Origin of the sequence: Defluviimonas aquaemixtae (assembly GCF_900302475.1) — a bacterium.
GTDB lineage: Bacteria > Pseudomonadota > Alphaproteobacteria > Rhodobacterales > Rhodobacteraceae > Albidovulum > Albidovulum aquaemixtae.
This window is the reverse complement of record NZ_OMOQ01000001.1, coordinates 630,796-652,632: the sequence shown is the minus strand read 5'-3', so window position 1 is coordinate 652,632 and position 21,837 is coordinate 630,796. Positions and strand designations below refer to the sequence as shown.

At 64.3% G+C, this 21,837-nt stretch carries 19 protein-coding genes; 11 read left to right on the top strand and 8 right to left on the bottom strand.

The annotated features are described in order from the left end of the window. Window positions 1-220 precede the first annotated feature (220 nt). The 3 genes from prpE to DEA8626_RS03145 all read left to right on the top strand — a co-directional run bounded on the left by prpE (window position 221) and on the right by DEA8626_RS03145 (window position 5,182). Window positions 221-2,122 carry a propionate-CoA ligase PrpE gene (gene prpE, locus DEA8626_RS03155; protein WP_108851604.1) on the top strand — a complete coding sequence of 634 codons (1,902 nt, stop codon included), beginning with the start codon at window positions 221-223 and terminating at the stop codon, window positions 2,120-2,122. Window positions 2,123-2,285: 163 nt separating this feature from the next. Then, window positions 2,286-3,812 (top strand): ATP-binding protein, encoded by a 1,527-nt coding sequence (locus DEA8626_RS03150; RefSeq protein WP_181366344.1) that lies wholly within the window; start codon window positions 2,286-2,288, stop codon window positions 3,810-3,812. Then, window positions 3,809-5,182 carry a sigma-54-dependent transcriptional regulator gene (locus DEA8626_RS03145; RefSeq protein ID WP_108851602.1) on the top strand — a complete coding sequence of 458 codons (1,374 nt, stop codon included), beginning with the start codon at window positions 3,809-3,811 and terminating at the stop codon, window positions 5,180-5,182. The genes DEA8626_RS03150 and DEA8626_RS03145 overlap by 4 nt, the downstream gene beginning before the upstream one ends. A gap of 6 nt (window positions 5,183-5,188) precedes the next feature. Here the strand turns inward: DEA8626_RS03145 and DEA8626_RS03140 are convergent, their stop codons facing one another. Continuing rightward, the gene (locus DEA8626_RS03140; RefSeq protein WP_108853294.1) at window positions 5,189-5,956 is read right to left on the bottom strand and encodes an NAD kinase; all 768 of its coding nucleotides are present in this window, start codon (window positions 5,954-5,956) and stop codon (window positions 5,189-5,191) included. A 104-nt stretch (window positions 5,957-6,060) separates the two neighbouring features. Here DEA8626_RS03140 and DEA8626_RS03135 point away from each other — a divergent pair, with 104 nt between their 5' ends. Next, the gene (locus tag DEA8626_RS03135) at window positions 6,061-7,503 is read left to right on the top strand and encodes a multicopper oxidase family protein (RefSeq protein WP_108851601.1); all 1,443 of its coding nucleotides are present in this window, start codon (window positions 6,061-6,063) and stop codon (window positions 7,501-7,503) included. Window positions 7,504-7,634: 131 nt separating this feature from the next. Beyond that, a complete protein-coding gene (gene glyA / locus DEA8626_RS03130; protein WP_108851600.1) occupies window positions 7,635-8,930 on the top strand; it encodes a serine hydroxymethyltransferase in 1,296 nt (431 codons plus the stop codon). Window positions 8,931-9,098: 168 nt separating this feature from the next. On the opposite strand, the gene DEA8626_RS03125 is transcribed toward glyA, so the two are convergent. Further along, window positions 9,099-9,470: a hypothetical protein gene (locus DEA8626_RS03125; RefSeq protein ID WP_108851599.1), complete on the bottom strand. Its 372-nt coding sequence runs from the start codon at window positions 9,468-9,470 to the stop codon at window positions 9,099-9,101. Window positions 9,471-9,559: 89 nt separating this feature from the next. Here DEA8626_RS03125 and DEA8626_RS03120 point away from each other — a divergent pair, with 89 nt between their 5' ends. Next, entirely contained in the window at window positions 9,560-10,354 is a 795-nt protein-coding gene (locus DEA8626_RS03120) for an alpha/beta fold hydrolase (RefSeq protein ID WP_108851598.1), read from the top strand. Between the two features lie 179 nt (window positions 10,355-10,533). On the opposite strand, the gene DEA8626_RS03115 is transcribed toward DEA8626_RS03120, so the two are convergent. After that, window positions 10,534-10,833 carry a hypothetical protein gene (locus DEA8626_RS03115; protein WP_108851597.1) on the bottom strand — a complete coding sequence of 100 codons (300 nt, stop codon included), beginning with the start codon at window positions 10,831-10,833 and terminating at the stop codon, window positions 10,534-10,536. A 451-nt stretch (window positions 10,834-11,284) separates the two neighbouring features. Between DEA8626_RS03115 and DEA8626_RS03110 the strand changes: the two genes are divergently transcribed. The 4 genes from DEA8626_RS03110 (at window position 11,285) to DEA8626_RS03095 (ending at window position 13,513) form a co-directional block, all read left to right on the top strand. Beyond that, window positions 11,285-11,422: an entericidin A/B family lipoprotein gene (locus tag DEA8626_RS03110; protein ID WP_108851596.1), complete on the top strand. Its 138-nt coding sequence runs from the start codon at window positions 11,285-11,287 to the stop codon at window positions 11,420-11,422. 884 nt (window positions 11,423-12,306) lie between these two features. Then, window positions 12,307-12,444, top strand: coding sequence for a hypothetical protein (locus DEA8626_RS20965; protein WP_181366343.1), 138 nt, complete (start codon window positions 12,307-12,309; stop codon window positions 12,442-12,444). 187 nt (window positions 12,445-12,631) lie between these two features. After that, a complete protein-coding gene (locus DEA8626_RS03100) occupies window positions 12,632-13,048 on the top strand; it encodes a DUF7282 domain-containing protein (protein ID WP_181366342.1) in 417 nt (138 codons plus the stop codon). Window positions 13,049-13,156: 108 nt separating this feature from the next. After that, a complete protein-coding gene (locus DEA8626_RS03095; RefSeq protein ID WP_108851595.1) occupies window positions 13,157-13,513 on the top strand; it encodes a hypothetical protein in 357 nt (118 codons plus the stop codon). A gap of 368 nt (window positions 13,514-13,881) precedes the next feature. Here the strand turns inward: DEA8626_RS03095 and DEA8626_RS03090 are convergent, their stop codons facing one another. Together DEA8626_RS03090 and lepA are read right to left on the bottom strand one after the other, a co-directional pair. Further along, window positions 13,882-14,865, bottom strand: coding sequence for a hypothetical protein (locus DEA8626_RS03090; RefSeq protein ID WP_108851594.1), 984 nt, complete (start codon window positions 14,863-14,865; stop codon window positions 13,882-13,884). A gap of 223 nt (window positions 14,866-15,088) precedes the next feature. Then, complete coding sequence (gene lepA / locus DEA8626_RS03085; protein ID WP_108851593.1) at window positions 15,089-16,888, bottom strand: translation elongation factor 4; 1,800 nt, start codon at window positions 16,886-16,888, stop codon at window positions 15,089-15,091. Window positions 16,889-17,051: 163 nt separating this feature from the next. Between lepA and DEA8626_RS03080 the strand changes: the two genes are divergently transcribed. Beyond that, window positions 17,052-18,122 (top strand): endonuclease/exonuclease/phosphatase family protein, encoded by a 1,071-nt coding sequence (locus DEA8626_RS03080; protein WP_245890835.1) that lies wholly within the window; start codon window positions 17,052-17,054, stop codon window positions 18,120-18,122. 33 nt (window positions 18,123-18,155) lie between these two features. Here the strand turns inward: DEA8626_RS03080 and glyS are convergent, their stop codons facing one another. The 3 genes from glyS to DEA8626_RS03065 are packed head-to-tail and all read right to left on the bottom strand — an operon-like array spanning window position 18,156 to window position 21,811. Next, window positions 18,156-20,402, bottom strand: coding sequence for a glycine--tRNA ligase subunit beta (gene glyS, locus DEA8626_RS03075; protein WP_108851591.1), 2,247 nt, complete (start codon window positions 20,400-20,402; stop codon window positions 18,156-18,158). Beyond that, window positions 20,403-20,876 (bottom strand): DUF6446 family protein, encoded by a 474-nt coding sequence (locus DEA8626_RS03070; RefSeq protein WP_108851590.1) that lies wholly within the window; start codon window positions 20,874-20,876, stop codon window positions 20,403-20,405. It abuts the gene before it with no gap. Next, window positions 20,873-21,811: a glycine--tRNA ligase subunit alpha gene (locus tag DEA8626_RS03065; RefSeq protein WP_108851589.1), complete on the bottom strand. Its 939-nt coding sequence runs from the start codon at window positions 21,809-21,811 to the stop codon at window positions 20,873-20,875. Before DEA8626_RS03065 ends, DEA8626_RS03070 begins: the two co-directional genes overlap by 4 nt. Window positions 21,812-21,837: the final 26 nt, after the last annotated feature.

The window sequence follows — 21,837 nt, the reverse complement described above, 5'->3', positions numbered from 1 at the left end:
CCGCCTGCCCACAAACAATGATTTGCGGCAGTACTTTGCAAAGTCGCCGCATTTTTTACATTTAGATTCGCCACATCGCGGAATTTGCAAAAATTTGCGAAACATTTCGGAAAGATTCTGCAAATTTATCTGTCGCGCGATGCGCTGTGATCGGTAACGGCGTTGCGCGTCGCCCTCGCCGTCGCGTAACAAACGCCATGTCCTTTGAGGAGGCAAGACGATGGGATACGCCGAGATCTATTCGCGCTGGAAGTCCGATCCGGAAGGTTTCTGGATGGAGGCGGCCGAGGCCATCGACTGGGACAAAAAGCCCACCAAGGCACTCTTCGACGAGAATGCGCCGATCTACGAGTGGTTCTCTGACGGGATGGTCAACGGCTGCTGGAACGCGGTCGACCGCCATGTCGCGGCTGGGCGCGGCGGCCAGGTCGCCATCGTCCATGACAGCCCGATCACCCAATCCAAGCGCGAGATCACGTATGCCGAGCTGAAGGACCGTGTCGCTGGCCTTGCCGGTGCATTGAAAGCCAAGGGCGTCACAAAAGGCGACCGCGTGATCATCTACATGCCGATGGTGCCCGAGGCGTTGGATGCGATGCTTGCCTGCGCGCGGCTCGGCGCGATCCACTCCGTCGTGTTCGGCGGCTTTGCGGCACACGAACTCGCCGTCCGCATCGACGACGCGACGCCCAAGGCGATCATCGCCGCTTCCTGCGGGCTCGAACCGGGCCGTGTCGTCCATTACAAGCCTCTGGTCGATGCAGCGATCGAGCAGGCGAAGCACAAGCCCGACTTCACTTTGATCTTCCAGCGCGAGCAGGAGTTCGCGGACCTGACACCCGGCCGCGATTTCGACTGGCACGAAGCGCAGGCGGAGGCGGAGCCGGCCGACTGCGTGCCGGTCGAGGGGAACCATCCGGCCTATATCCTCTATACGTCCGGCACGACGGGCGCACCGAAAGGCGTCGTGCGCCACACGGCGGGCCATCTCGTCGCGCTACACTGGACGATGAAGGCGATCTACAACGTCGAAGCAGGCGACGTCTTCTGGGCGGCCTCGGACGTGGGCTGGGTCGTCGGCCATTCCTATATCTGCTACGCGCCGCTGATCGCGGGCTGCACGACGATCGTATTCGAGGGCAAGCCTGTAGGCACGCCTGATGCGGGGACTTTCTGGCGGGTAATCGCTGACCACAAGGTCAAGAGCTTCTTCACCGCCCCCACCGCATTCCGCGCCATCAAGCGCGAGGATCCCAAGGGGGAAATGATCCGCAACTACGACATCTCGAGCCTGAAGGCGCTATACCTTGCGGGCGAACGCGCCGATCCCGACACGATCAAATGGGCACAGGCTCGTCTCAAGGTGCCCGTGATCGACCACTGGTGGCAGACCGAAACCGGCTGGGCCATCGCCGCAAACCCGCTCGGCATCGAGGAGCTGCCGGTCAAGATTGGCTCGCCCTCGGTTCCGATGCCGGGCTACGACGTGCAGATCCTCGACGAGGCCGGTCACCCGGTTAAGCCCGACACCCTTGGTGCCATCGCGGTCAAGCTGCCGCTGCCACCTGGCACGCTGCCGACGCTCTGGAACGCCGAGGAGCGGTTCCGGAAATCCTATCTCAGCCACTTCCCCGGCTACTACGAGACTGGCGACGCGGGCTATGTCGACGAGGACGGCTATCTCTACATCATGGCGCGCACCGACGACGTCATCAACGTCGCGGGGCACCGCTTGTCGACGGGGGCGATGGAAGAAGTTCTGGCCTCCCATCCCGATGTCGCCGAATGCGCGGTGATCGGCGTCACGGATCAGCTAAAAGGCCAGATGCCGGTGGGATTCCTGTGCCTCAATTCCGGGTCCGACCGCGACTACGGCGATGTCGTGAAGGAATGCGTGAAGCTCGTCCGCGAGCAGATCGGTCCGGTCGCAGCCTTCAAGCTGGCCTGCGTCGTCGACCGGTTGCCAAAAACGCGATCGGGCAAGATCTTGCGCGGCACGATGGTGAAGATCGCCGACGGCGAGGCATACAAGATGCCGGCGACGATCGACGATCCGGCAATCCTCGACGAGATCACGCTCGCCCTAGGGCAGATCGGATACCCGATCAGTCGCCCCACCTGAACCAATCGCCGGTGCAGGTCTTGATTGGTTCCGCGCCGGACGAGGACTTGGCGTTTCAGACAGGTTGGCGCACGCGATTTCCTCGCGTAGAACCATAACGTCATGCAACCGACACTTGTATTCCAGAATGGTTCAAGCCGCTCCCGGAAGAGGGGACCGCGCGATGTCCGAGCATAATGATGATCCGGTGTCGGGCGCGTCCGACCGGACCGATCAGGGACGGATGACGCTTCTCGGGCACGACCTGCGCGCGGCCGTATCGGACATCATCGGCGGGCTGAGGCTTGTCGATCGGAGCGGGCTGGACGAGTCCACGCGCCTGCAGATGGAGCGTGTTCGTTCCGCGGGCGAAAACCTCGCTCGGCTCCTCGAAGAGGGGCTGTCGATGATGCTCGGTGAGGATGACTTCGCAGCGACCCATCCCGCGAATCTCCAGATGGAGCGGTTCCTCTACGACGTCGAGATGCGCTGGTCGGGGCGCGCGCGCGAGAAGGGGCTGACCTTCCGGCTTGCGCGCGCCGGCGACGTGCCGCCGGTCCTGACGCTCGATCGGGTCGCGCTGGAGCGGGTCCTGTCGAACCTTCTGTCCAATGCGATCAAGTTCACCGACACCGGCGCGATCAAACTCGACGTCCGGATGGCGGAGAGTGGCGCGCTTCTTATGTCGGTGACGGATCAGGGTCCGGGCTTTTCTGCAGAAGCGCTGACGCGGATCTTCGAGTATCGCGGCCGCCCCGATGGTAGCCGAAAGCCCGGTCAGGGGCTGGGCATGCATATCTCGCGTCACATGGCGGAGCGGCTCGGCGGCACAATCTGTGTTGAGAACCTCGGCCAGAGGGGCGCCCGCGTCACGCTGGAGTTGCCGCCGGAAACCTGGACGATTCCGGCACGCGACAGGATCGTCACTCTGCCCGATCTCGGTGGCAAGCAGGTACTCGTCGCCGAAGACAATGCGACCAACCAGATGATCATCGGCCGCATGCTCTCCAAACTCGGAGCAGAGTACCGGATCGCCGAGGACGGGACCGAGGCGCTGCGCTGCCTCGAACGCGAGACATTCGACCTCGCTCTCGTCGACATCGAGATGCCGGTTCTGAACGGGATCGAGGTGATCCGCGCAATTAGGGCCGATCCCCGACTGTCGTCGTCAATGCCGATTGTCGCCATCACGGCCTACGTGCTTCGGGCCAATCGCGATGCGATCTATGCGGCGGGAGCGGATGCGATTCTCGCCAAGCCTCTCGCCGGGATCGAGGGCTTCGGCATGACGATCGCCGACGTTCTCGGCCGCAGGGCCCGCGCGCCGGAGGAGAGGCCGGCCGAGGCTGGAGCTAACCATGCATTCGACCGTGCTGCGTTCGACCGGCTGATCGAGGTCGCCGGACCGCAAGCGTCGCGTGAACTGCTCGACCGGTTGTGCGAGGATCTGCGCAAAGTGGAGCGCGGACTCGTCGCGGGTTTGGCCGACGCCGGCGCTGCGGCAATCCGGGCGCAGACGCATGTCCTCATCGCGCTTGCGGGCGCGGTCGGCGCCGTGCGGCTTCAGGCGCTTGCACAGGCGCTGAACAACGCCGCCCATCGCGGTGAACAGGCGGCATACGCCGCGCTTGGGCAGGAGGCGCTTGCCCAGCTTGACCGCCTGATCCACTTTGTCACCGAGGAACAAGTCCGACGAGGCGAGGCGGCATGACGGGTGCGCCGCTTCTTCTGGTCGAAGACACGCCGTCGCTGCAACTGGTCTATGAATCTGTCCTGGCTTCTGCCGGCCACGACGTGCATAGCGCCGATGACGCAGAGTCGGGCCTTGCCGCCTTCAAGGCACTCAGGCCGCCGGTCGTCCTCCTCGATCTCGTGCTGCCCGATCGTGACGGGCTGGATCTGATGCAGGACTTCCTTGCGATTAAGCCGGACACCCAAGTGATCGTCATCACCGCGAATGGCTCGATCAACAAGGCAGTTGCCGCCATGCGGGCCGGGGCGCACGAATTCCTCGTCAAGCCGTTCGACGAACAACGCTTCCTCAGCGCCATAGACAACGCGCTGTCCGTCGTCCGCGCGCCGTCGCGCAAGTCGGGCCGGGACGATCGCCCGCCGCCCGACTTCATCGGCCAGTCCGCAACGATGCGCGCGCTCTACCGCAAGATCCGATCGGTCTCACGGTCAATGGCGACGGTGTTCATCACCGGCGAGAGCGGCACCGGCAAGGAAATCTGCGCTCAGGCGGTGCACGATTTTTCCAACCGCGCGGAAGGCCCTTTCGTACCGCTCAACTGCGGCGCGATTCCGTCGGAGCTGCTGGATTCCGAGGTCTTTGGACACGTGAAGGGGTCCTTTACCGGCGCGATTTCGGACAAGCCGGGGGCCGCCGCCGCCGCCGACGGAGGCACGCTCTTTCTCGATGATATCTGCGAGTTGGACCTCAACCTTCAGACCAAGCTTCTTAGATTTCTTCAGACCTCGACGATCCAGCCGGTGGGCGCCGCGCGTTCGCGCAAGGTCAATGTCCGCATCATCTGCGCGACCAGCCGCGACCCGCTTCAAGAGGTGCGCCGGGGCCGATTCCGCGAGGACCTCTACTATCGCCTTCATGTCGTGCCGATCCACATGCCGCCCCTGCGTGAGCGCGGCGACGACGTGGTCGCGATCGCCGAAGCGGCGCTGACACGTTTCTCGCACGAGGAGGACAAGGGCTTTCGCACCCTCGATTCCGAGGTCAAGGCGCTTTTCCGGAAGCTCCCCTGGCCCGGCAACGTGCGCCAGCTTCTCAATGTCATGCGCCATGTCGTCGTCCTGAATGACGGGCAGGCCGTCACAAAGAACATGCTGCCGATCGAGCTTCACCACCAATTGGAGCGGCGCGATGCCGAGCCTGTGGAGCGTCTCGCTCCGCATGTGACGCTCGAGGGACTCGTGGGACGGTCACTGGCCGAAATCGAACGGATGGTGATCGAGGAGACGATCGCGCGGCATGGCGGTTCGGTTCCGAAGGCGGCGCGGGTGCTCGATGTTGCGCCGTCGACGCTTTACCGAAAGATCGAGGCTTGGAAGAACGGCGACTGAGCGCGGTCACTCGAACTGCTCGCGCGTGAGCCGCTCTTCCAGCCCATGGCCCGGATCGAACAGGATCCGGTGACGGATCATCGGGTCCGAACGGACCTCGACCGAGACGACATCGCGTACGGATCTGCCGTCGGCATCCGCCATGACAGGGCGTTTCGCCGCGTCAAGCACGTCGAACCGCACCGTCGCGGTCTTCGGCAACACCGCGCCGCGCCAGCGGCGGGGCCGAAACGCGGCCATCGCGGTCAGCCCAAGCACCTCTGCGCCGATGGGCAGGATCGGGCCGTGTGCGGAGTAGTTGTAGGCGGTTGACCCGGCGGGCGTGCAGACAAGCGCGCCGTCGCAGACCAGTTCCTCCATCCGCACCTTGCCGTCGATGCTGATCCTCAGCCAGGCCGCCTGCGGTCCAGCCCGGAGAAGCGACACCTCGTTGATGGCGAGCGCCTCGTGCACCGTCCCGTCGGCGCGGACGGCGTGCATCCTCAGCGGGTTGATGACCTCTTCCTCGGCCGCATCGAGCCGGCCGATCAGCCCTTCGGTGTCGAACTCGTTCATGAGAAAGCCGATGGTGCCGCAATTCATGCCGTAGACAGGTACATCCATCGACTGCGTGGCGTGAAGGGTCTGGAGCATGAACCCGTCGCCGCCGAGCGCCACGATTACCTCGGCCCCGCCGAGCGGAACCGAGCCGTAGATGCCGGAGAGCTCGGCGAGCGCTGCCTGCGCGGCCTCGGTGTCGCTTGCCAGGAATGTGATCTTCTTGGGCGTCGACACCACTGGCTCCGTCCGCGTTCCTCGTGCATTGATCCACAGACAGGACTGCAAAGACAACCCCAACCGCGCCGCTTCCCGCAAGCGCCGCTTCCCGAGAGCCGCCAATGCCAACCTTCGCCTCGCTTTCCCGCCGTGCCGCCCTTGCCGGCCTCGCCGCGCTGGCCGCACCCGCGCTGATCGGCGCTCGCGGCGCACGTGCCGCCGTTTCGGGCCGACCCTTCGTCCAGCCCCCGCTCACCGGCGGCAGTATCGAACAGGGCCGGCGGGTCTTCGACCTTTTGGTCGCGAATGGCCTGCACGAATTCCACGACGAAACGGCGACGGAGACGATCGGGATCAACGCACCATTTCTCGGCCCAATCCTGTCGGCGCACGCCGGCGAAAAGCTACGCATGAATGTCGGCAACACACTCGCCGAACCGATGACCCTGCACTGGCACGGCCTGCATGTGCCTGCCGCCGCCGACGGCGGCCCGCATCAGTCGATCGCGCCCGGCGAGACTTGGTCACCCGAATTCGATCTGATGCAAAAAGCGGGCACGTTCTGGTTCCATGGTCATCAGCATCGAAAGGCCGGTCCGCATGTCTGGGCCGGCATGGCCGGCGTGATCCGGGTCGAAGACGATGAGGAGACTGCTGTTGCACTGCCCCGTACACATGGCGAGGATGACTTCACGCTGGTCCTCCAGGACCGACGTTTCGACGCCGCCGGGCAGATGCCCTATGCGCTGAACATGCACGACCGCATGGCCGGAATGCAGGGCGACGTGATGCTGGTGAATGGTCAGATCGGCCCGTTGCTCGAAACCGACGCGCCGCTCGTCCGGCTCCGCGTCCTGAACGGCTCCAATGGCAGCTTCTATGGCCTGCATTTCTCCGACAATCGGACGTTCCACCAGATCGCCTCGGATGGCGGGCTGTTGGCGGCGCCGGTCGCCATGCAGGGCTCGGTCCTTAGCCCCGGGGAGCGCGGCGAATTCCTTGTCGATTTGTCCGGCGGCGAAGCCGCGCAGCTTCGCGCCGAGGTCTTCGGCGCCGAGGTCATGATGATGGGCACCGCCGGCACCCGCGACGTGATGGAGTTCCGGCCCCGCGCCGCCCGCCGCGCCGCCGCCCTGCCCGACACGCTCGTCGAACTCCCGCCGCCGCCGGAAGCAACCGGCGAGGAGCGCGACTTCAGCCTCGCGATGACCGGCATGGGCATGATGGGCGACTTCACGATCAACAACCGCCGTTTCGACCATGACCGGGTGGATTTCTCGGTTCCTCTCGGCGCGACTGAAACCTGGACCTGGACGAACACGACGCCGATGCTTCACCCGATGCATATCCACGACGTCCAGTTCCGCATCCTCAGCCGCAACGGCCAACCGCCCGCCGCGCACGAAGCTGGGCATAAGGATACCGTCCTGATCCGGCCGGAAGAATCGGTCGCGCTTCGGCTGTCATTCGCCGATTATTCGGATCCCGTTCTGCCCTACATGTATCACTGCCACATCCTCGAACACGAGGATGCCGGCATGATGGGCCAGTTCACCGTCGCCTGACGCGGCAGGCGAAAAGCTTCCCATAGTGGAATTCGTTTCGCCCGCGCAACAAAACAGGTCGGATTCCGCGCTTCCGACTGCAGCCGTCCTCAGCTACAACCCGCGCAACGCGCCTGCCTGAGGAGAGACCCATGGACGCCCCGCAACGCGATACCGGCTTTTTCACCGAGACCCTCGCCACTCGCGATCCTGAGCTCCACCGCTCAATCACCGACGAACTCGGCCGCCAGCGCGACGAAATAGAGCTGATCGCCTCGGAAAACATCGTGTCCCGCGCCGTGATGGAGGCGCAGGGCTCGGTGATGACCAACAAGTATGCCGAAGGCTATCCCGGTCGTCGCTACTACGGCGGTTGCCAATACGTCGACGTGGCCGAGAACCTCGCGATCGATCGGGCCAAGGAACTCTTCGGCTGCGAATTCGTGAACGTCCAGCCGAATTCCGGCTCTCAGGCCAACCAGGGCGTCTTCAACGCGCTCCTGAAACCCGGCGAGACCTTCCTTGGCATGAACCTCGCGAGCGGAGGCCATCTGACGCATGGCGCCGCGCCGAACCAGTCGGGCAAGTGGTTCAACGCCGTACAGTACGGCGTTCGCAAGCAGGACAGCCGCATCGACTACGACCAGGTCACCGCCCTTGCCAAGGAGCACCAGCCCAAGCTGATCGTCGCAGGCGGTTCGGCCGTGCCGCGCATAATGGATTTCGCAAAGTTCCGCGAGATCGCCGACAGCGTGGGCGCCTGGCTGATGGTCGACATGGCGCATTTCGCGGGACTGGTCGCGGGCGGCCAGCACCCTTCACCCTTTCCCTTCGCGGATGTCGCTACGACGACAACGCACAAGACGCTTCGCGGCCCGCGCGGCGGCATGATCCTCACGAACAATGAAGAGATCGCCAAGAAGGTTAATTCGGCGATCTTCCCGGGCATCCAGGGCGGACCGCTGATGCATGTCATCGCCGCGAAGGCGGTGGCCTTCGGCGAGGCGCTTCGCCCCGAGTTCAAGGCCTATGCCGCGCAGGTCGTGAAGAACGCGCAAGCCTTGGCTGACGAACTGATGAAAGGCGGGCTCGACATCGTCACGGGCGGGACCGACACGCACGTCATGCTCGTCGATCTTCGCCCGAAAAAGGTGAAGGGCAACGAGACCGAGAAGGCATTGGGCCGCGCCCGCATCACATGCAACAAGAACGGCATCCCGTTCGACCCTGAAAAGCCTATGGTCACTTCGGGCATCCGCCTCGGCTCCCCCGCCGGCACGACCCGCGGCTTCGCCGAGGCTGAGTTCCGCCAGATCGCCCGCTGGATCATCGAGGTGGTCGACGGACTTGCGGTCAATGGCGAAGACGGCAACGGCGCGGTCGAAAAAAAGGTCAAGGTGGAAGTGTCCGAACTGTGCGCCCGCTTCCCGCTCTATCCGGGGCTTTGAGCGGCGCGAAACCGATAGGGGGGCGACGCCTCCCCTCGTTTCGTGACCGCGTTACCGCGTCACGGCTGTCACCGCCGTCGTGATCTAAAACCATGTCCTCGCCGACAGGTTTCCACCCGGTACGTTATCGGCGCCGTTGCCACGCGAGGCGGCGTCGCCACCCGTAAGTCAGAGAAAGCCGCGCCAGACGAGAAGCGCGAGGACGAACAAGCACGCGACGAATATTCCGCCTGCGAGCCCCGTGAGGATGTCGAGCAGGATCGCCTTGCGCCGCGCGCCCGCACCGAGCGGCTTGAGATAGCGGACACACGTGTCGTAGGCCTTCGCGATTTCTGCCTGGTCGAGCCGCATGTGCAGACGCGGCACCTGGGCGTCCTCGGCCGCGCGCGCGAGATAGGCGGCCGACTTGCGCACCTTACGCGGCAGAAACCGGGCCCCGCGCCTGAGTTTTTGGGACAAGTCTGCGCCCCGGACATGTAGCCGCGCCTCCATCAGCTCGGCCACCCGGCGCGCCATTTGCTGCACGTCCAAGCCGCTCATTCCGCCCTCCCGCGAAGCAGAGACTAACCTCACCCCGGCCACCTCGCAACGCCACTGGAAGCCCGCTCTGCGCTGCGCTAGGAAGAGCCATGCTCAGGTATGATGAACTCGGCGCAACGGGGGCGGATCCTGCCATCCTGATCGCGCACGGGCTGTTCGGCTCGGCGCGCAACTGGGGCGCGATCGCGCGGCGGCTCGCCGCCGACCGGCGTGTCGTGACCGTCGACATGCGCAATCACGGTGAGAGCTTCCGCGCCGACACCAATGGCTACGAGGACATGGCTGCCGATCTCGCCGAGGTCGTGGCGGCGACCGGCGGTACGGCCGATGTCGTCGGCCATTCGATGGGTGGCAAGGCCGCGATGCAACTCGCGCTCACGCAGCCCGAATCCGTACGGCGCCTCATCGTGGCTGACATCGCGCCAGCGGCCTATGGGCATTCCCAGGCACATCTGACACGCGCGATGCACGGTCTCGACCTGAGAGGTCTGACTTCGCGCGGCGAGGCTGACCGGCGCCTCGCGGCGACGGTCGTAGAGCCTGGCGTGCGCGCGTTCCTCCTTCAGTCGCTCGATCTCAAGGTGGAGCCGCCGCGCTGGCGCCTCAATCTTGACGTGCTGGAACGCGAGATGGAACGCATCATAGGCTGGCCGGAGACAGAGGGTCAATTCGACGGACCTGCCCTGTTCTTGACCGGCGCCGAGTCGGACTATGTGCGCCCGGAGCACCGAGGCACGATCAAGAAACTCTTCCCGGCCGCACGTTTCGCCAAGCTGCGCGGCGCGGGCCATTGGCTTCACGCTGACCGCCCGCGCGAGTTCGAAGCGGCCGTCCGCGCGTTCCTCACCGTGTCAGGCCGCAGCGACGTAGGAGACAGTTGGTAGCCCGGACCGCGCGCTGGCAGTCACGAGCGCAATGATCGCGTGAAGCGCGACAAGCCAATCTTCGAGACCGCGATCGCAGCCGAACTGGCGGGCCTTAAGGCGACGAGCGTATGAAACGGCATGGACTGCCGAGGCGAGCCGCATGCCGCGCAATGCGTACAAGAGCGGGCCGAGACCGATCAGGCGCGGCAGTCGAGATCGAAGCGTGCCTCACCGGTATCGCCGGGGATCCCGGACCGCATCGAGTTCGGGACGACGCGGCAACCCGTGGCCTCCGCCGCCGCTTCCTCCATCAGGCGCGGCACGATTGCGCGCTCGGACCGCGTGAGATAGCCGAGACGCACGACCTCAGCCCTGCTGCCCGCGTGGAAGACGACGAAGCGCAACCCGCCCCGCGTGACCTCGTGCCGTTCGCCACCGATGAACTGCGGGGCGGGTGACGCGCAGGCGGCAAGAAGAAGGAGGGCGAGCAGGCGCATGCCGCGAACCTCGCGCAAGACGGTTAAGAAAGGGTGAATCCCGGATGTGGGACCGTGCCCGCCCATAAGGAAGGGCGGGACCGCACAGCAACGCGGACCCGCCCATCATTGGTTCTGGAAACGGATTGTTTAGAATTCTTCTACTATGCAGTTACTCTTCAATGTTTCTTACCCCTTATACGTGTAGTTTAGACACAGGTTTTGGGGATTCGGGAACTTGTCTTTTGGGACATGTCCGAAAGTTGGTACGCAAACGACTTTGTTTTTGTCTGCGCGCGGGACCATACGCCCGATCTTTCTTCGCCTGCGCCGCGACAGTCGCTAGGCGCGGCGCTGAATCTCCGTCGTTTGCATGTCCAGGCGGCGGGATCGGCCCGGCCGCCGAATCCGCCTCTTGAAGCCGCGCCGCGCCGGCGGCAATGTCGCATCAGTACCAACGTTGGAGATTCATATGACCCGGTTCATCCTCGCTCTCATCACGATCTTCTCGCTCGCGGCCTGTGAGACCGTCAAAGGCGCGGGACGCGATCTTCAGTCGGCAGGCTCGGCGATCACCGACGAGGCCGAGGACGTGCAGTCGGGAATGTGACGCGGCATATGGAGCAGGGCCCAAGGGCCCGCCATATGATCGCCAACACCGGTACATATTGCGAAGTATCGCACAATCGTCGCGAGATATGGTTGATCTCCGGCGCTTTCCGGTGTAACGCTCTCACTACAGGTGCATGGACGCGGTAATGCATCAGCTGACGCTGAGGGGGCCCGGTTGCCGATGGTGACCGGGCCTCGGTTTTCTTACCGGAAAAAGATTAAGAATCAGAAAAGGCGCCAGGTGCTCAGACGCGGTCTTCGCATCGTGCCTTGCGGCACACCCTGACGCCTTTCCGATCCAGACCACCCTTGCGGACAACCCGGATAAGGCTCCGGCCCCGAAGGACCTTCGCCGCCACACGGGACACCGAAGCGCCCGCATGACCCGCTCCGACCCTTGCGACGCCGAGGTTAACCCCTTCAGATCCGAGGATCTTTCGCGGCCCTCCCGACGTTCCGAAGCTCCCTGATTCGATCCCGGACACATGTTCCGTTTTCCAATCGTGAAGACCCCGGAGGTCTTTGCGGTCCGCCCGGTGTCTTGCGACCCCTTGCGGTAAAAGAACGTTCACAAACGGGGGTGATTCCCGCAAGGAAAAAACACCGGCCCGCGAAAGTTTTCGGGGGATAAGATGTTGAAATTCCTTGTGGATTTCATGTGGACAACTCGATTCCGCCTGTCTTTCGGCAGGCTTGCGGGCGGGAAAGGCGAGATCGCTCACACCATGATTTCGGGGCTCGCGGGCGTCTGGCATCGGTATGGCCGGCGTCCCGCACGCGTCTGGCATCCGTCCCGACACGTGTCGGGCATGTGCGTTCGGGCGCCCCGGGCTGGCGCCGGGGACCGGCTTTGATAGACTGCCCCGAGGGGGAGGACACAGCATGCGGACATTCGGGCTTATTCTGGCGGCGGCGGCGCTTTCGCTCGCGGGCTGCGCACCGGTGATCATCGGCGCGGGCGTCGCGGTGGTCGCCGACGAGGTCGTCGAGGACCGGCAGGGCGGCGACGGGCTGTTCTAGCGCGGGCAGTGCGCGGGACAGCGACGGGCCGAACCGGGTGAACCGCTCGCGCGAGGGCGCCCCCCTGCCCCTGCAATCCGCCGGTCTTTCCGGCCCCGAAACTTCCTCTGCAACTTTTTGCGGATTCCCTCCGTAGCTCCTCATGCCTGGCCAGTCCGGGTCAGGAAACCTTGAGGAGGAAACCGACATGAAATTTCTTGTCATGACCGCAACCGCCACCGCCATGCTGGGCACGCTGGCGCTGGCCGACGGCCACGGAATGGCGCCGATGGTCGAGGCCGCGGACCAGAGCGTCGCGAACGGCGTGGTGAGCGCCGACAAGGTCGTCGCGCCCGCCAACGGCTGGATGGTCGTCCACCGCACCGATGCCGAGATGAAGCCGGGGCCGGTCGTCGGCTACGCTCCCTTGCGCGCGGGCGAGAATGTCGACGTGGCCGCGATCCTCATGGAGCCGGTGGCGTCCGGCGAGATGCTGATGCTGATGGTCCACGGCGAGGACGGTGGCATGACGACCGGCGGGTTCGAATACACGCTCGGCGCCAAGGAGGACGGCCCGATCAAGGTGGACGACAAGCTGGTGATGCAGGTCGTCACGGCGGAGTGACGGGGACTCCGTTACGTGGCGAGTGAGACTCGCCGACTTCTACGCTACACTCAGCGCGGGCGTCATTTTGCGCCCGCGCTTTCCATTTCGACCGAAAGGAATTCCCCGATGTACCCCAGCCTCTTCCCCTACATCTTCCGCGCGCCCTTTTCCGGCGACGTGACGCAGGAGATCACGCCCCGGTTCCTGTCGCCCGACATCAAGGGCAGCCCCGAGATCGAGGCGCGGATCCTCCGCGAGGTGGCGAGCTATGGCAAACAGCTCGGCAAGGTTCTGGAGGCGCTGCAGGCGCTGTCTGAAAAGACCAAGGTGCCGCTGCCCGAGATCGACGCGCTGGTCGCGGGCGTGGAGCGGGTGAAGGCCGAGATGAAGGTGACGTTGCGCGACGAGGCCGAGGCGGCGCTCACGCGGCTGAAGGCGGTCGATGAGGCGGCGTGGGAGGAGGTTGTGGGACGGAAGGGGTGAGGCGCCCGAGGGCCGGAAAGCAAAGGTCCAGTGGACCTTTGCCCGGTCCGCTTGCCCGGAGGCGCGAGCCGGAGGCCAAGGGGTTCTCCGTTAGCCCCATGCGTTCGGAAATCGGGGCGCGACTGCCTGGGGTGAGACCGGATCAGAAACGGTCCAGTGGACCGTTTCCCGGTCGAACGCGCGCCCGCGTCGGGCGGGCAGGGTGGCAGGCGCGGCCCGATTTGTCGCGGGACAAATCGGGCGGGGATGGGCGGTAAAGTTCGGGAAACGGGGGGCTGAACCCTGCCCTACAACTTGCTAGCCCTTACGCGCCGAAGGCGCGCGGGAACACGTCGTGAGGTTTAGGAAGTGAACGGGTTAATCCCGCCCTAGGGCTTGCTAGAAGAGATTTTCGAGAGAAACTCGTTCAAAGCATTAAGCTGACGAGTTGCCTCACTAGGTATCTCATCTGGAAACACAGTCGGAATTCCCACAAAATCGTCCATCTTGTTGGCCAAAATCTCGTACTTCCGCATTTTGGCCACACCGGGACCACGATCTTGAATTATTTCTTCAAGGAATGCGGCGAAGACGGAGTCAAAGAACTGTAGGATGTCCTGACTAGATGCCACGCAATCATTCCTAAATTTCTCAACTGCATCGACCATGCCCTTCTGGTCTTCGCCTAGCAGTTCAGCAATAAATGCTGTTTCTGCGTACTCATATAAGTCGTTGACGTGCCGCTCTCCCAAATACCACCGCAGCTGTGGTTGTTTATCATATTCACGCCCCCACTGCCGGGTTTGGCCGTAGTGGAAGCCAGCCTCATTTCGAACTCGCGATATCAAATTCTTCCTTGAAAAATACTTTTTCAATCGCCTTAAAGCCTGCTGTCCACCCGAAGAAACTTTGCCATCCCACTTCTTCGATAGTCCCGTACCAAAGTATCTTTGACAGACCAACTTCCAGGATTCGTGGATTTTTCCGGCCAGCAGTTTCGCCAACGTCAATTCCATTGACATCGCATGAGCTAGACGTATATCTGTTGGAAAGCTGCATATCCCCGTCAAGGTTGCAAGTTTAATTAGGTTGTTTATTTCATTGCAGGCCACACTGCCAGCAATGAGTAAATCTCGCTCCTCTCTTTCGAGAGATGCGACTGCAGACGCCTCCAAAGTCATTTCAGTTACAATTGCTGAACGGGCATATCGAACCGAGCGGTTCTGATCGAGAATAGACCGCTCTACATCGATGAATCCGTTCAATTCATTTCGATAAAACTCTCGGAACTCCTCAATCTCGTCCAATGACATTCGCTCATGCTGAGCTTTCAGATCAAGGACCTGATCGCTCGACGCCCTGACCATCGTCATTGTGAAGTCTTCGCGCGTTAGAGCCATCCATCGCAGTGTGCGGCGCACACGAATAGCCAGGCGCCTGGTGCAGGGTTCCCCTCGGTAGATGCGTAGTAGCGTTGACACCGGAACGAAATATCTTGCCTCCTCCTCTCGGAGGATCGTGTAACGTATCTTTCGGCCACCTTCACCGCTCCGATTCCTCGGATGAAATTGGAACCGGAAGTGAACAGCCGATTGGTCACCCATCCATCTTCAACGCCGAGATAAACGCCGACTGCGGGATCTCCACCTTCCCGAACTGGCGCATCTTCTTCTTGCCGGCCTTCTGCTTCTCCAAGAGCTTCTTCTTCCGCGTCACGTCGCCGCCATAGCATTTCGCGGTCACGTCCTTGCGCAAGGCCGCGATGGTCTCGCGCGCGATCACCCGGCCGCCGATCGCCGCCTGGATCGGGATCTTGAACATGTGGCGCGGGATCAGGTCCTTCAGCTTCTCGCACATCACGCGGCCGCGCGCCTCGGCCCGGTCGCGGTGTACCATGATGGAGAGCGCATCGACCGGCTCCTCGTTCACCAGGACCTGCATCTTGACGAGATTGTCCTCGCGGTATTCCGAGATCTGGTAGTCGAAGCTCGCATAGCCCTTGGTCACGGATTTCAGCCGGTCGTAGAAGTCGAAGACGACCTCGGCCAAGGGCAGGTCGTAGACCACCATCGCGCGGGAGCCGGCATAGGTGAGGTCGAGCTGGATGCCCCTGCGGTCCTGGCAGAGCTTCAGGACGTCGCCGAGATAGTCGTCGGGGACCATGATCGTCGCCTTGATGCGCGGCTCCTCGATATGCTCGACGAGGGTGAGGTCGGGCATGTCGGCGGGGTTGTGCAGCTCGCGCACCTCGCCGTCGCGCATGTGGAGGCGGAAGACGACCGAGGGCGCGGTGGTGATGAGGTCGAGATCGTATTCGCGTTCGAGCCGGTCGCGGACGACCTCGAGATGCAGAAGTCCGAGGAAGCCGCAGCGGAAGCCGAAGCCGAGGGCCGCCGAGGTCTCCATCTCGTAGGTGAAGGAGGCGTCGTTGAGGGCGAGCTTCTCGATCGCGTCGCGCAGGCCCTCGAAGTCGTTGGCGTCGACGGGGAAAAGGCCGCAGAAGACCACGGGCTGGGCGGGCTTGAAGCCGGGGAGCGCGCGGTCGCAGCCCTTCTTCTCATGCGTGATCGTGTCGCCGACGCGGGTGTCGCGGACCTGCTTGATGGACGCCGTGAAGACACCGATCTCGCCCGGGCCGAGCTCGGCGATGTCGGTCATCTTGGGCTTGAGGACGGCGAGCTTGTCGACGCCGTAAAGAGCGCCGGTCTGCATCATCTTGATGCGGTCGCCCTTCTTGATCACGCCGTCCATGACGCGGATCATGACGACGACGCCGAGATAGGGGTCGTACCAGCTATCGACCAGCATGGCCTTGAGGGGGGCGTCGCGGTCGCCTTTCGGCGCGGGAAGGCGGGTGACGATGGCTTCGAGCACGTCGGGGATGCCGAGGCCGGTCTTGGCGCTGATCGGGATGGCGTCGGAGGCGTCGAGGCCGATCACGTCCTCGATCTCCCGCCTGACCGCGTCGGGCTCGGCGGCGGGCAGGTCGATCTTGTTGAGGACGGGGACGATCTCGTGGTTGGCGTCGATGGCCTGGTAGACGTTGGCCAGCGTCTGGGCCTCGACGCCCTGCGTCGCGTCGACGACGAGGAGCGAGCCCTCGACGGCGCGCATGCTCCGCGAGACCTCGTAGGTGAAATCGACATGGCCGGGCGTGTCGATGAGGTTCAGGACATAGGTCTTGCCGTCCTTGGCGGGGTAGTCGATGCGGACGGTGTTGGCCTTGATGGTGATGCCGCGTTCGCGTTCGATATCCATCGAGTCCAGAAGCTGGGCCTTCATGTCGCGCATCGCGACGGTGCCGGTCAGCTGGATCAGCCGGTCGGCGAGTGTGGATTTTCCGTGGTCGATATGGGCCACGATGGAGAAATTGCGGATCTGTGCGAGCTCGGTCATGATTGGGCGGATATGATCGGGATTTCGGGCAGGGTCAAGCGGCGCCGACGGTAGGGCGCGGGCGGCGAAACAGCCGGAGGGGAAACCGAATCGGCCGCGGAAACGTTGGCCCAGAGCCGCGGCAAGCGGGATAGGTCAGTCCGGGGGGATAGGCTTGGAGCAGGTGCTGAAACTGGCGGTCGTCGCTCTGGCCCTTCTGTTGGCCACAGCGACCTTCCTGCCCATTTGGCCGACGACGACCTGGTGGGTGCGGGCGCTCGACATTCCCCGGGTGCAGATCGCGGCGGCCATCGCGCTGGCACTGCCGCTCTGCTTCTTCCTGTCGTCGCCGTGGCGGGCTGTCGCCTTCTCGGCGCTGACCGTTTCGCTGATCTACCAATGCTGGAAGATCCTTCCCTACACGCCCCTCGTCACGCCGGAAATGGCCCTCGCCCGCCCCGACGAGGCCCGCGACATCCGGTTTCTCGCGGCGAATGTGCTGCAGGAGAACGACCGGCACGAGGCGGTGCGCGAACTCCTGCGCCGCGAGCGGCCGGACGTGCTGTTCCTGATGGAGACCGACGCGACCTGGGTCGAGGCGATGGAGCCCGTCCTCGCGGACTACGAGACTGTCGTCCGGGTGCCCAAGGACAACTACTACGGCCTGCTCTTCGCGACGACGCTTCAGGCGCACCGCGCCGAGGCGGTCTGGCTGACGCGCGACGACACGCCGGCGCTTTTCGCGGAGCTCGAGACGCCAGGCGGCGAGCGCTTCCGCTTCGTCGGGCTCCATCCGCGCCCGCCAGTCCCGGGCGAGGATACCGACGCGCGCGACGCACAGATCCTCTACGCCTCGCGCTTCGCGCGGCGGTCGGAACTTCCGGTGGTGGTGCTCGGCGACTTCAACGTCGCGGCGTGGTCGCAGGCCGCGCTACTGTTCAAACGCGTGGGCCGCTATCTCGACCCGCGCGTCGGGCGCGGTCTCTATTCCAGCTTCGACGCCACGCACCCGATCCTGAGGGCGCCGATCGACCAGCTTCACATGACACCGGACGTGGCGATCGTGTCGTTCCGGCGAGGAGAAGAAATCGGCTCGGACCACTTCCCGCTCATTTCCGATCTGCGCTTCGACGCCGAACTGGCGCAGCGCTTGAACCGGCAGCCGGAGGCGATCCCGGAGGCCGAACTGGCGCGCATCGAAGAACGGGTGGACCTGTACCGCGAGGAGCTCGGCCATGCCGAGGACCGGTTCTGACGCAACCTTGAGCGTGTCAGCGAAGGAAGTTCCTTACCCTTCGATCTTCGTCAGGTCCGCGACGCTGAGGCAGATCGTCCGGATGCGGCTGAGAAGGTTCAGGCGGTTGCGGCGAACGATCTCGTTGTCGGTGTTGATCTGAACCGTGTCGAAGAACGCGTCGATGGGCGCGCGGAGCGCGGCCATGGCGGACATGGCACGCCCGAACTCCTCGGCCTCCATGGCGGGGTCGATGGCGGCCTCGGCGGCGTCGAGCGCGGCGAAGAGTGTGCGTTCGGTCTGATCCTCCGCGAATTTCGGGTCGGCGCCGAAGGAATACTCGACGCCGTCCTTCTCCTCGGCCTGGGTCAGGATGTTGTTGGTGCGCTTGAAGCCGAGGATCAGGTTTTCGCCGTCGTCGGTTTTGAGGAAGGCGCTGAGCGCCTCCGCGCGCTTGACGAGGAGCGTCAGGTCGTCATTACCGGGCATGGCGAGGCAGGCGTCGATGACGTCGTGGCGGATGCCCTCGTCGCGGAGATGGACCTTGAGGCGGTCGTGGAAGAAGGCGAGGAGGTCGTGTGGAATTGCTTCTGCTCTCTCAAAGAGACGGACGTTGCTGTCAACGGCAGCGTGCTTTTCCATCACGATGTCCACTGAAGACGCGCTCTTTACAAGCTCATTCAGTTCGTCGAGCGAAACACCTAGCGTTGCCGCCGCCTCTAGCAAATCGCCAAATTCCTTCTTCAGCACCAGGTTCCAGACTCGGGTCAGATGCTGCACGGCGCTAACCTTTGTCCACAGGTTAAGATTGAGGCGCGTGCCTTCAGCCAACACCAACCGGATCACCCCCAACGCCGCCCGTCTCAGCGCGAACGGATCCTTCGACCCTGTCGGCTTCTCGTCGATCGCCCAGAACCCGGTCAGCGTGTCGATCTTGTCGGCGAGGGCGACGGCGACCGAGACCGGCGCGGTCGGCACCGCGTCGGAGGGGCCGAGCGGCTGGTAGTGTTCGTGGCAGGCCTCGGGCACGCCGTCGTCATGGCCGGCGGCGCGGGCGTAGTAGGTGCCCATGATGCCCTGAAGCTCGGGGAATTCGCCGACCATCGCCGATTGCAGGTCGGCCTTGCAGATCTCGGCGGCCTCGGCGGCGAGGTCGGGCTTGGCGCCGGCGAGGGGCGCGATCTCCTGCGCGAGCGCGGCGATGCGCTGAACGCGGTCCATCTGCGACCCGAGCTTGTTGTGGAAAGTCACGTTGGCGAGGCCTTCCGCCATGCCCTTCATCCCGACCTGAGCAACGGTCCGCAAGTCATTCTCCCAGAAGAACTTTGCGTCCGAGAGCCGGGCCGACAGCACCTTCTGGTTGCCCTTCAGGATCGTGGCCCCGTCATCGGCGGCCTCGGTGTTGGCCACTGTGACGAAGCCCTCGATCCGGCCGGTCTTGGGGTTGCGAGCGGAGAAGAACTTCTGATGCTCCTTCATCGAGGTCTGCAGCACCTCGGGCGGCAGGTCGAGGAATTCCTCGCCAATCCGGCCCATCAACACGACGGGCCATTCGACGAGCCCCGCGACCTCGGTCAGAAGGCCCCTGTCCTCCACCACTTCCAGCCCCGCCGCGAAGGCGGCGTTTGTGGCGTCGTGCCAGATGTGTTCGGCCCGCTCCTCGGCGTCGAGCATCACCTTGGCGCGCTTCAGCTTCGCCGCGTAATCCTCAAAGGACGTTACGGAAAACGCCTTCGGCGCAAGGAAGCGGTGACCGCGCGTGGTGCTGCCCGCGCGGATGCCGTCGATCTCGAACGGGACGGTTTCGGCCCCCGCCTCGTCCGAAAGGATGCAGAGGATCGAATGCAGCGGCCGCACCCAGCGCAAGCTGCCCGCGCCCCAGCGCATCGACTTCGGCCAGGGGAAATCGCGGATCGTCGGGCCAAGCACGTCGGCCACGATCTCGGCGGCCTTGCGGCCGGGTTTTTCGATCACGGCGAAATAGGCCTGCCCCTTGCCCGCGTCGCGAACCTCGAGCTGGTCCATCGCGAGGCCAGTGGCGCGGAGGAACCCTTCCACCGCCTTTTCGGGCGCGGTCGTCGCCGGCCCTTTGCGTTCCTCGCGGACGGGCTTGCTTTCAGCGGTCAGCCCCTCCACGGCGAGGGTCAGACGCCGCGGGGTCGAAAGTGCGTGGGCGCCTGCGTAGGTGAGCCCGGCCTCGACGAGCCCGTCGGTCACGAGCTTCTTCAGGTCGGCGCGGGCCTTGGCCTGCATCCGCGCGGGAATTTCCTCGGAGAAGAGTTCGATGAGAAGATCGGGCATCTACTGGTCCGCGCTTTCGTTCGGTTGGTGCCAGGCGTAAGCCCGGCCGTCGGCGTAGACCGCGACGACGCGGTCGAAGCCGGGATGGATGTTGCGCTCCGAGAGGAACGCCACCGCCGCGCCGCTTTCGAGATCGGCGCCGATCTGGGCGGCGTCGAAGCAAGGGAACTGGCGGGGCGCGATGCGGGGTTCGGGGTCGGGATAGGCCTCGAACGTGTCGGTGAGCGTGGCGAGCGACATGGGCGTCGTGAAGCAGGCGCGGAAGCGGAGGGGCGAGCTTGCGGAGTCGATCCCCTCGAAGGCTTCCGCCTCGACCGGCTCGGTATCGCCCGACGGGCCGGTGAGCCGGATCGCCGCCTCCGGCGAAGTCGGATCGATCTCGTGATAGAAGGCCCGTTCCTGGGTGTACCAGACCGCCCCGCCGGCGATGAGCGCCGTCAGCACCAGCGACCCGGCGACCAGCTTGCCATTCACGCCGCAGCGCCTTCCTGTGCCGCCCCGCCACCCGCCGCGGTCGTGACGAACGCGTCGGCGCATTTCTTGGCGAGCGCCCGGACGCGGCCGATATAGGCCTGCCGTTCGGTCACCGAGATGACGCCGCGCGCATCGAGAAGGTTGAAGATGTGGGAGGCCTTGATGCACTGGTCATAGGCCGGGTGCGCCATGGTGATGCGGCGACCCGCCGCGTCGGTCTCGTCGGCGGCGAGGATGCGTTCGCACTCGGCCTCGGCGTCTTTGAAGTGCTGGAAGAGAACCTCCGTGTCGGCCTCGTCGAAGTTCCAGCGGGAATACTCCTCCTCGGTCTGGCGGAAGACGTCGCCGTAGGTGAGCGGAATGGCCGCGTCCGGGTCGTTGAAGGGCATGTCCATCACGTGGTCGACGCCGAGGACATACATCGCCAGTCGTTCGAGCCCGTAGGTGAGTTCCCCAGAGACCGGCTTGCAATCATGTCCGCCGACCTGCTGGAAATAGGTGAACTGGCTGACCTCCATGCCGTCGCACCAGACCTCCCATCCGAGGCCCCAGGCGCCGAGCGTGGGGCTTTCCCAGTCGTCCTCGACGAAGCGGACGTCATGCAGCGACAGGTCGATCCCGATCGCGGCGAGCGAGCCGAGATAGAGCGCCTGCAGGTCGGGCGGCGAGGGTTTGATGATGACCTGGTACTGGTAGTAATGCTGCAGCCGGTTCGGGTTCTCGCCGTAGCGCCCGTCGGTCGGGCGGCGCGAGGGCTGGACATAGGCCGCGGCCCAGGGCTTCGACCCAAGCGCACGCAGCGTCGTGGCGGGGTGGAAGGTTCCGGCGCCGACCTCCATATCGTAGGGCTGAAGGATCGCGCAGCCCTTGGTGGCCCAGTAGGACTGGAGGCGCAGGATGATTTCCTGGAAGGATTTCGGGGCGTCGGCGGTCATGGTCGGGCCTTCCTCGGGCAAAGCGC